Origin of the sequence: Aminobacter sp. LjRoot7, from assembly GCF_964252895.1 — a bacterium.
GTDB classification, from domain to species: domain Bacteria; phylum Pseudomonadota; class Alphaproteobacteria; order Rhizobiales; family Rhizobiaceae; genus Aminobacter; species Aminobacter aminovorans_B.
In genome coordinates this window covers 469,124-479,212 of the sequence record NZ_CAXUPX020000004.1, presented here as the reverse complement: position 1 = coordinate 479,212, position 10,089 = coordinate 469,124, and the positions used below count along the sequence as shown (strand labels likewise).

General features: G+C 64.3%; 9 protein-coding genes. 6 read left to right on the top strand and 3 right to left on the bottom strand.

Annotated elements, in window-relative coordinates; translation table 11 throughout:
* Positions 1-369, bottom strand: a 369-nt coding sequence (locus ACSQ3E_RS15410; protein WP_436123354.1) for a TSUP family transporter, incomplete at its 3' end; no start/stop codon positions are given.
* A 475-nt stretch (positions 370-844) separates the two neighbouring features.
* Between ACSQ3E_RS15410 and recQ the strand changes: the two genes are divergently transcribed.
* Positions 845-2,644 carry a DNA helicase RecQ gene (gene recQ, locus ACSQ3E_RS15405; RefSeq protein ID WP_436123353.1) on the top strand — a complete coding sequence of 600 codons (1,800 nt, stop codon included), beginning with the start codon at positions 845-847 and terminating at the stop codon, positions 2,642-2,644.
* A 60-nt stretch (positions 2,645-2,704) separates the two neighbouring features.
* Here recQ and ACSQ3E_RS15400 read toward each other — a convergent pair whose 3' ends face one another.
* Positions 2,705-3,184, bottom strand: coding sequence for an SRPBCC family protein (locus ACSQ3E_RS15400; RefSeq protein ID WP_436123377.1), 480 nt, complete (start codon positions 3,182-3,184; stop codon positions 2,705-2,707).
* A gap of 8 nt (positions 3,185-3,192) precedes the next feature.
* Positions 3,193-3,522, bottom strand: coding sequence for an ArsR/SmtB family transcription factor (locus ACSQ3E_RS15395; RefSeq protein WP_436123352.1), 330 nt, complete (start codon positions 3,520-3,522; stop codon positions 3,193-3,195).
* A gap of 344 nt (positions 3,523-3,866) precedes the next feature.
* Here ACSQ3E_RS15395 and ACSQ3E_RS15390 point away from each other — a divergent pair, with 344 nt between their 5' ends.
* The 5 genes from ACSQ3E_RS15390 (at position 3,867) to ACSQ3E_RS15370 (ending at position 10,082) form a co-directional block, all read left to right on the top strand.
* Entirely contained in the window at positions 3,867-5,468 is a 1,602-nt protein-coding gene (locus ACSQ3E_RS15390; RefSeq protein ID WP_436123376.1) for a TIGR04028 family ABC transporter substrate-binding protein, read from the top strand.
* Between the two features lie 66 nt (positions 5,469-5,534).
* The gene (locus ACSQ3E_RS15385; RefSeq protein ID WP_436123351.1) at positions 5,535-6,479 is read left to right on the top strand and encodes an ABC transporter permease; all 945 of its coding nucleotides are present in this window, start codon (positions 5,535-5,537) and stop codon (positions 6,477-6,479) included.
* Complete coding sequence (locus tag ACSQ3E_RS15380; RefSeq protein ID WP_436123350.1) at positions 6,476-7,363, top strand: ABC transporter permease; 888 nt, start codon at positions 6,476-6,478, stop codon at positions 7,361-7,363. The genes ACSQ3E_RS15385 and ACSQ3E_RS15380 overlap by 4 nt, the downstream gene beginning before the upstream one ends.
* Positions 7,360-9,057 carry a dipeptide ABC transporter ATP-binding protein gene (locus ACSQ3E_RS15375; protein WP_436123349.1) on the top strand — a complete coding sequence of 566 codons (1,698 nt, stop codon included), beginning with the start codon at positions 7,360-7,362 and terminating at the stop codon, positions 9,055-9,057. Before ACSQ3E_RS15380 ends, ACSQ3E_RS15375 begins: the two co-directional genes overlap by 4 nt.
* Positions 9,054-10,082 (top strand): putative FMN-dependent luciferase-like monooxygenase, encoded by a 1,029-nt coding sequence (locus ACSQ3E_RS15370; protein ID WP_436123348.1) that lies wholly within the window; start codon positions 9,054-9,056, stop codon positions 10,080-10,082. The genes ACSQ3E_RS15375 and ACSQ3E_RS15370 overlap by 4 nt, the downstream gene beginning before the upstream one ends.
* The last annotated feature ends 7 nt before the right edge of the window (positions 10,083-10,089 follow it).

Below are 10,089 nucleotides of genomic sequence, written 5' to 3'. Positions count from 1 at the left end.
ACCGAGGAAGACGACGTAGAGCAAAGAGATGAACAGGTCGAGCTGGCCGATGGCGCGCAACAGCGCAAAGACGAAGCCGCCGGCCGCGGACCCCGCGATACCACCGATCAGCAGCACCGTGCCGAGCTTGAAGTCGAGCGTGCCGCGCTTGAGATGGGCGAGCGCGCCGGAGAAGGACGAGGCGATGACCTGGTTGGCGCCGGTGGCGACGGCGATGGCGGGCGGGATGTTGTAGAAGATCAAAAGCGGCGTGATCAGAAAGCCGCCGCCGACCCCGAACATGCCCGACAGGAAGCCAACCGCCGCACCCATCGCAAGGAGCACGAACACATTGACCGACATCTCAGCAATCGGGAGATAAATGCCCACCCGCGATACTTCTCATGAAATGGCTGCTCGGGACCCAGCTGGAGGCCCTCGATATCAATGGCTGCTACTACGCCTGTTCGGGATGCCGCGCGCCATGTCGAAGCCGCGTATTGTCCGGCATCGTCTTACTTAGCGTGGCTGGGCCGGGGCCACGCATATAGTGCCTTTCCGGATGATACTGTCCGCGCGTCCAGGCGCCGAGCAATTCGGCGAAGATCCGCGTCAGGGCGAGCAGTCTATGGGTCTTTGGCATCTGGCTACATGGGTAAAGTTCAGGGTCAGGAGACACTATCAGTGCAGCGCATGCGTCGCGCATAGCCACTGAGACTAATGGTATTCCTGGGCGGAATGGCTGTGCGGGCAGGAGTCTTCCCGAGCGAGCTATTGCAGGCAGGCCGACAAAAAGGCGCGGCAATGATCGTCAGAGCGACGAAGCTGCTATGAACGACATCAAGATGATTCTCTGTGCTGCCCGATGACCGCCACCGCTCTCGACATCCTCAAGACCGTCTACGGCTATGATGCGTTCAGGGGACCGCAGGCGCGGATCGTCGAGCATGTCATTGCCGGCAACAATGCCTTCGTGCTGATGCCGACGGGCGGCGGCAAGTCGCTCTGCTACCAGATTCCCGCGATCGTCCGTCCCGGCATGGGGCTCGTCGTCTCGCCACTGCTGGCGCTGATGGCCGACCAGGTGACAGCGCTCAGGCAGGCCGGGGTGCGGGCGGCCGGGCTGAACTCCGATCTGTCGCCCGACGACCGCCGCGCGCTGTGGCGGGATATCCGTTCCGGTGCGCTCGACCTGCTCTATGTCTCGCCTGAAACCTTGCTGCGGCCTGATGTGCTGGAGCTGCTGGAGAGCGTCAAGCTGTCGCTGATCGCCATCGACGAGGCGCACTGCCTGTCGCAGTGGGGGCACGACTTCCGTCCGTCCTATCGCCAGCTCGATGCGATCGTCTCGCGCTTTGCCGGCACCCCGCGCATGGCGCTGACCGCCACCGCCGACGAGCCGACGCGCGCGGAAATCCTGTCGCATCTCGAAATCGACGAGCTAGACGCCTTCATCGCCGGTTTCGACCGGCCCAACATCCGCTACGCCATCGAGGAAAAGGACAATCCGCGCGCCCAGCTCAAGGAGTTCCTCAAGCGCTACGAGGGCGAGAGCGGCATCGTCTACTGCCTGTCGAAACGCCGGACTGAGGAGACTGCCGCCTGGCTCAAGGGCCTAGGCTACGATGCGCTGGCCTATCACGCCGGCATGGACAAGGCGGCGCGCGAGGCCAACCAGATGCGCTTCCAGCATGGCGAGGCGGTCATCATGGTCGCCACCGTCGCCTTCGGCATGGGCATCGACAAGCCGGATGTGCGCTTCGTCGCCCATATCGACCTGCCGGGCAGCATCGAGGCCTATTATCAGGAGACCGGTCGCGCCGGCCGCGACGGCCTGCCGTCCGACACGCTGATGCTCTATGGCTATGACGACATCGCGCTGCGCAGCCGCTTCATCGAGGAGTCGGAAGCGCCCGACCAGCGCAAGCGCATGGAGCGGCAGAAGCTCGATGCGCTTTTGGGCCTGGCCGAGACGGCAAGCTGCCGGCGCCAGGTGCTGTTGTCCTATTTCGGCGACGAGTGCGCACCGTGCGGCAATTGCGACACCTGTGCCGAGCCGCCGAAACTGTTCGACGGCGCAATCGCCGCGCAAAAAGCGCTGTCCTGCATCTACCGCACCGGCGAGCGTTTCGGACAGGCCTATGTCGTCGACGTGCTTCTGGGCGTCGACAACGAGCGCATCGCCCAGTTCGGCCATGACAGGATTTCCACCTTCGGCATTGGCACCGAACATGACAACCGCACCTGGCGGGCGATCCTGCGCCAGCTGATCGCGCTGCGCCTTGTCGACGTCGACCTCGCCGGCCATGGCGGCCTGTCGATTGCGCCTGCCGGCCGCGAATTCCTGCGCGACAAGCCAACGCTGATGCTGCGCGTACCGGCACCGGCACGCGCCAGGCGCGGCAAGGTCGCACGCAGCGCGGCCCAGTCTGCCGTCAGCGATGCGGACCAGGACCTGTTCCAGGCACTCAGGCGGAAACGCACCGAGATCGCGCGGGCACAGAACGTGCCGCCCTATGTCATCTTCCACGACAAGACGTTGATCGAGTTGGCCGCAGCTAGGCCGACCTCACGCGCTGATATGGCAAATGTGCCGGGTGTCGGCGAAGCGAAGCTCGACCGCTACGGACCGGCCTTTCTCGAGGTGATCGCCGCACACGAATGACAATGCGGGGCTCATCCCCGCATCGACCGTCGTCAATAGATGCACCGCGCCGCCAAAGGCCTAGCGGTCCAGCCAGGCGGCGAGGCCGTCCAGCGTCTGCAGCCCGTATTCGACCGCGCCGAAGCCGATGACCACCTGACGCCGCTTGGCGCTGGGGTGGAGCTGGCGCATGGTCAGCACCGTCTTGCCGTCGCTCTGCTCGTCGAAGGTCACGGTGACGCGGAAACGATCGGGATCCTCTGAAGCGGGCGTACCGTAGTCCATCACGATGCGCTCGTTCGGCACGATCTCCAGAAAACGCATCAGGTTGGGGAAGCGCTGCTGCTTGCCTTCGAAGACGCCGACCATGTCGAAGTGCCAGACCCCGCCCTCGCGAATATCGGCTTCGTGGCTCTCGATGGCGAGGCCGGCCGGCCCGTACCATTGGGCCAGCGCCTTGGGGTCCATCCAGGCGGCAAAGACCTTGTCGCGCGGGTGGTTGAGCAGCTTGACCAGCACGATTTCGCGGTCGAGCGACCAGGTTTCGAACAGGTTTTCCATATCCTTTTTCATCCTTCCGTCTTGTCCAGATAGATTTCCAGCCGATCCAGGCGCTCGGCCCAGCGCCGGCGCTCTGCTTCCATCCAGTTCGCCGCCTCGTCGAAGCGCTGCGGCACCAGCCGGCACCAGCGGCTGCGCCCGCGCTTCTCGCTGACGATCAGCCCGCACTCTTCCAGCACCTTGAGATGCTGGGCAAAGGAGGGCAGGGCCATGTCGAAAGGTTCGGCCAGCGCGCTGACCGGCACCTCGCCCGCAGCCAGCCGTGACACCACCGCACGGCGGGTCGGGTCGCTGAGCGCGTGAAAGGCGAGATCGAGTGGCGTTGAATGGTAAGGCATATACCTTAGTAATCGCGTCCAAGGCATCCGTCAAGGAAAATAAGGTACTTGCCTTAGTAATTGCCTTCAGGTCGGCAGCCCAGGTCCTGGCTCTGCCAGCTCCTCGGGCGACACCAACGAATTCCACATATTCTATAAGCTCAGTAGAATTAATTCCCGTCCGACGACGATGATGGAACTCAGTTCCTGTCGCCCACCCCATACCCACGCCTATCCTTTTGTCAGCAAACAGGCAGACCGCGCGATCCCGATCCTCCCGAGGGCGTCGATTTCCGGTCCTTATCAAGGGGATGGCCATGTCGCATACACGACGTTCGACACTCAAACTCACGCTGATCGGATTGATGGCGGCGACATCGCTCGGCTTTGCCGCCCACGGCTTCGCGCAGTCGGACACGCCGGTCAAGGGCGGTACGCTGGTCTATCTCGAGCAGCAGGCGCACACCAATCTCTACCCGCCGGCAGGTGGCTTCTACCCCAATGGCGGGGTGCTGAACCAGATCACCGACAAGCTGACATACCAGAACCCCGACACGCTCGAGATCGAGCCCTGGGTCGCCGAATCCTGGACGGTTAACGAGACTGCCACCGAATACACCTTCAAGCTGCGTCCGGGCGTCACCTTCTCCGACGGCACCCCGCTCGATGCTGCCGCCGTGGCCAGGAACTTCGACACCTTCGGTAAGGGCAACAAGGAGCTGAAGCTGCCGGTTTCGGAGGTCATCAACAATTACGACCGCAGCGAAGTGGTCGATCCGCTCACGGTGAAGTTCCACTTCAAGGCGCCGTCGCCGGGCTTCCTGCAGGGTACCGCGGTGATCGGCTCGGGGCTGGTGTCGCCGAAGACGCTGGAACTGCCCTTCGAGCAGCTGGGCGATGCGACCAAGATCATCGGCTCCGGACCGTTTGTCGTGGAAAGCGAAGTGCTCGGACGCGAACTCGTGCTCAAGGCACGCGACGACTATGCCTGGGGACCGGCCAAGCTGAAACATCAGGGCAGGGCACTGCTCGATGAGATCAAGTATCTGATCACGCCGGAGGACAGCGTGCGCATCGGCGCGCTGCTTGCCGGTCAGGCCGATTTCATCCGCCAGGTCCAGGCCTATGACGAAAAGCAGGTCGAAGCAGCCGAATACAAGATCTACGCACCCGGCACCCGCGGCGTGAACAATTCGGTCGTCTTCCGGCCGGACAATCAGCTTGTTGCCGACGTCAAGGTGCGCCAGGCGCTGCTGCACGCCACCAATGCCAAGGAGATCGTCGAGACGCTGTTCTCGGCCAATTATCCGCAGGCGACGTCGATCATCGCCAAGGCGGCCCAGGGTTATGTCGACCAGTCGGCAAAGCTTGCCTATGATCCGGCTCTATCAGGCAAGCTGCTCGACGAGGCGGGCTGGACGCTCGGCGCAAACGGCGTGCGCAGCAAGGACGGCAAGGAACTGGTGCTCACCGCCTATGAATCGCTGCCGCAGCCGCAGAACAAGGAAACGCTGCAGCTGATCGCCCAGCAGTGGAACAAGGTCGGCGTGAAGCTGTCCGTGCTCGCCGGCGACTCCGGCAGTGCGGCTGCCGACAACCTCGATCCGCTGAAGACCCCGGTGGCGCCCGCAATGGTAGGCCGCGCCGATCCCGACGTCATCAAGAGCCAGTACTACCCGAAGAACCGCAACGTGCTGCAGCAGAAGGGCGGCGTCAGCGACAAGGTCCAGAGCTTCGTCGACGCCAAGCTCAACGGCCTGCTCGAGGCGCTCGCCTCCGAGCCGAACCGCGACAAGCGGCTGGCGATCGCAGGCGAGGTCCAGGCCTATGTGCTCGACCAGGCCTATGCGATCCCGATCTTCGAGGAACCGCAGGCCTTTGCCGGCGCGCCCAACGTTCATGACGTCGCCTTCGAGGCAGTCGGGCGTCCGTCCTTCTATCGTGTCTGGCTGTCGCCGCGCGACTGAGGTCCGAACGGTCCCGTCTCCGGCGAGACGGGACCGTTCTCCTGATCGCTTCGACGGAGATCCTTCATGTCGCGATATGTCATTGGCCGGATAGGCCAGGCCGTGCTCGTCCTCTGGGCGGCTTACACCGTCAGCTTCGTGTTGCTGCAATTGCTGCCGGCGGACGGCGTGCTGATCAAGTTCCTCAATCCGGAACTCGGCCTCAGCCCCGAGCAGCTCGCCGAAATCCGTGTCGCCTACGGCGCCGATGCTCCGATCTGGCAGCAATATCTGTCGACGCTGGCATCGGTGCTGTCAGGCGATTTTGGTTATTCGGTCCGCGTCGGCGTGCCGGTGACGTCGCTGCTGGCAACCACCTTGCCGACGACCTTGCGGCTGGCAGCGATTGCCCTTGTCGTGTCGGTGCTGGTCGCCGCTGTTATCGCCTATGTCGCCACCGTCAGTCGGAGCGCGTGGTTGCGCAACACACTCCAGTCGCTGCCGTCGCTGTTCATCTCGGTCCCCGTTTTCTGGCTCGGCATCGCCCTGATCCAGGTCTTTTCCTTCCGGCTGAAGCTGATCTCCGTCATCAATCCCGGACCGGTGGAAATGCTGGTGCTGCCGGTACTGGCCATCGCCGTGCCGATCTCGGCGCCGCTGGCGCAGATCCTCATCCGCAGCATCGACGAGGTGCGCACGCGCCCCTTCGTGGCAGTGGCCCGGGCCAAGGGTGCCAGCCACAGGCGCGTGCTGGTGAGCCATGTCGCGGGCAACGCCATCCTGCCCGTTCTGACCATCGGCGGTGTGCTGTTCGGCGAACTCGTCGCAGGTGCGGTCATCACCGAAACCGTGTTCGGCCTCAACGGCATCGGTGCGCTGACCTACCTCTCCGTCAACACCCAGGACGTCACCGTCCTCCAGGCGATCGTGCTGATCTCAGCCGCCGGCTTCGTGCTCACAAATCTGATCGTCGATCTTCTCTACCCGGTCTTCGATCCCCGTCTTCGCAATCCCGCAGGAGCCAGCGCATGACCATCATCGATTCACTGGGCGCCGTCGGCGGCCTGGCGCCCCGGGACGCAAATGCGGCCTATGATCGTGAAGACTTCGCCGAACGGCTGAAGCGGCTCCAGCCCAGCCTGGTCCTGGCCTGGCTGGTTATCTCGATCGTCGTTGTGTGGGCGCTGCTGCCCGGGCTGTTCACCGGCTATAGCGGCACCGAAGGTGTGGCGGCCGAAAAGCTCACCGGGCCGAGCGCGCAGCATATCCTGGGCACGGATGCGCTCGGCCGCGATGTTTATGCCCGGATCGTCTACGGCGCGGTCCATTCGCTCAGCGGTGCTTTTGCCGCTGTCGGCGTCGGCCTCGTCATAGGCACCGCCCTTGGCGTGTTCGCTGCCGCCGCCGGCGGGCGTGTCGAGGATGTGATCATGCGCATCGTCGATGTGCTGCTGTCGATCCCGAGCCTGCTTTTGTCGCTCACCATCATCATCCTGCTTGGCTTCGGCACGGTGAACGCGGCAATTGCCGTCGGCGCCGCCTCGATCGGCAGCTTCGCCCGGCTGGCTCGGTCCGAAGTGGTCCGCGTGCGCCGCAGCGACTATGTCGAGGCCGCCTTCGGCAGCGGCGGCAGCTTCACATCGGTGCTGTTCCGTCATGTCCTGCCCAACTCGCTGACCTCGGTCATTGCCTTTGCCGCGCTGCAGTTCGGTAACGCCATCCTCAACATCTCGACGCTTGGCTTCCTCGGCTATGGCGCGCCGCCGCCCACGCCGGAATGGGGCTTGCTGATCGCCGAGGGCCGCAACTACGTTTCCACAGCCTGGTGGCTGACGACGGCACCCGGAATCGTCGTGGTGCTGGTCGTGCTGTCGGCCAATCGCATTAGCCGCTCCTTCGGCAGGAGCCGGGCATGACCGAATTGAAACTGGCAAACAAGGCAGCGCCGGCCGATGCTGCGGCCCCCGTGCTCGAAGTCGACAAGCTGGTCGTTTCCTATGGCCATGGGACGCGCCGCGAAGCTGTCGTCCACGGCATCTCCTTTTCAATGCAGCCGGGCGAAGTGGTGGCGCTGGTCGGCGAATCCGGCTCTGGCAAGTCGACGACGGCGCATGCGGTGATCGGGCTGTTGCCCGAAAACGGTCGCGTCGAGGCCGGCGACATCAGGCTGAACGGCACCAGCATTTCAGGCTGGGCCGACAAGCGCCTGGACACGATCCGCGGCAAGGTGGTGAGCCTGATCTCGCAAGATCCGGTCAGCTCGCTCAATCCGGTTAAGACAATCGGCGACCAGGTCGGCGAAATCCTCAAGGTGCATAATTGGGGCGACCGGCGCGCGATCGAAGAGCGCGTCATCGAGCTGCTCGATCGCGTCGGGCTGCCGCAGCCCGAGCTCAGGGCCAGGCAGTATCCGCACCAGCTTTCAGGCGGCATGCGCCAGCGCGTGCTGATCGCGATCGCGGTAGCACTCCGGCCGACTTTGATCATCGCTGACGAACCGACCAGCGCGCTCGATGTCACGGTACAGCGCCGCGTTCTCGACCTGATCGACGAATTGCGGGCGGAGTCCGGCACATCGGTTCTGCTTGTTACCCATGACCTTGGCGTTGCGGCTGACAGGGCCGACCGGATCGTGGTGCTGCAGGGCGGCCAGATCCAGGAAGTCGGGACGGTGGCCGACGTGCTCGCCGCACCGAAGTCGGCCTACACCAGGCAGTTGCTCAACGACGCGCCGGCTTTTGCCACGCCGAAGACCGCGCGGAACCAGCCCCGGGTAAACGCCGAGCCGGCCATCGTGGTCGAGGGGCTAGTCCAGCATTTTCCGTTGTCGGGTGGCCGGCAGCTCTGTGCCGTCGACGGTGTTTCCTTCGACGTGGCACGCGGCACCACCCACGCCCTGGTTGGCGAATCCGGCTCGGGCAAGACGACCACGGTGCGCGCAATTGCGGGGTTCCAGAAACTCGAATCCGGCCGCATCGTCGTCGATGGCCAGGATGTGTCGTCGCTGCGCGGCGAGCAGTTACGCCAATTTCGCCGGCGCATCCAGCTCGTCTACCAGAATCCCTTCGCATCGCTCGATCCACGCCAGAGCATCTTCGACATCGTCGAGGAGCCGCTGCTCAACTTCGATCCGGTGCCCAAGGCCGAGCGCCGGGAGCGCGTCCATGCGATCCTCAAGCGGGTCGGGCTGCCGGAGGCATCGCTAACCCGGCTGCCGGCGGCGCTGTCAGGCGGACAGCGGCAGCGCGTGGCCATTGCCCGGGCGATCATCCTGAACCCTGGAATCCTAGTTCTCGACGAGGCAGTGTCGGCGCTCGACGTCACGGTCCAGGCGCAGATACTGGAGCTTCTCGACGAACTCCAGCGCTCGCTCGGCCTGACCTATCTGTTCGTCTCGCATGATCTCGCTGTGGTCCGGCAGATCGCCGACACAGTGTCGGTGCTGCGCGACGGCAAGCAGGTCGAGCGGGGCAGCATCGAAGATGTCTTCGAGCGCCCGGCGCATGACTACACACGCGAACTCATCGCCGCGATCCCCGGCAGCAAGCTGAAGTCTGGAACAGGCTTCCTCGCGCGCACAGTCCAGCCAATTGAAGGAACTGCTTCATGACCGAGAGGAAAAGGCTCGGGTTTTTCACCCGCCTGCTCGAGGAGGCATCGCCGGCCGACCGCTACCGTTTCGCCACCGAACAGATACTCACCGCCGAACGAGAGGGTTTCGACACGGCCTGGGTGGCGCAGCATCATTTCCGCGCCGCTGAAGGCGGCCTGCCGTCGCCGCTGATCCTGCTTGCCAATGTGGCCGCCCGCACCCGCACCATCCGGCTCGGCACCGGGATCATCACGCTGCCGCTGGAGAATGCGCTGCGTGTCGCCGAGGACGCCGCCGTGCTCGACCTCATCTCGGGCGGACGGCTTGAACTGGGCGTTGGCTCAGGCGGAACGCCGTCCTCCTTCACCGCCTTTGGCCTGGACAGTATCAGGCGCGGCGAGCTGCTCGATGCGCATCTCCAAGTTTTGCGCAGCGCTTTTGCCGGCAAGCCGTTCGACGGTGACGACACGCTGTATCCGGCAGCTCCGACCCTTGCCGGGCGGATCTGGCAGGCGACCTTCTCGATAGAAGGCGGTCGTCGTGCCGGTCTCACCGGCGATGGCCTGATGCTGTCGCGGACGCAACCACGCCCCAAGGACAATCCGAGCGCTGCGTTGGACGAGGTGCAGAACCCGATCATCGACGCCTATCTGGCAGCACTGCCTGAGGGTGTCGCCCCGCGCATCCTGGGCTCACGCAGCCTGTTCGTGGCCGACAGCCATTCGGAAGCCCTGCAGCTTGCAGAGAAGGGGCTGCGCCGTGTGCGCGACCATTTCATCGCCACCGGCCATACCGTGCCGGGCGACAGCGTCGAGGAGCTCGCGACCGCATTCGACACTCATGCGGGCTCGCCCGATGCGGTGATCGCAAGTCTTGCGGCCGACACCAGCCTCAGGCGTGTCACCGACGTCGTGTTCCAGGTCCATTCGGTCGACCCCGGCCATGAACGCACGCTGCGCTCGATCGAACTCACCGCCCAGAAGGTTGCGCCTGCGCTCGGCTGGGGCAGGTCGATACAACACTCCCCGAAACTTGTTGCCTGAACGGAGG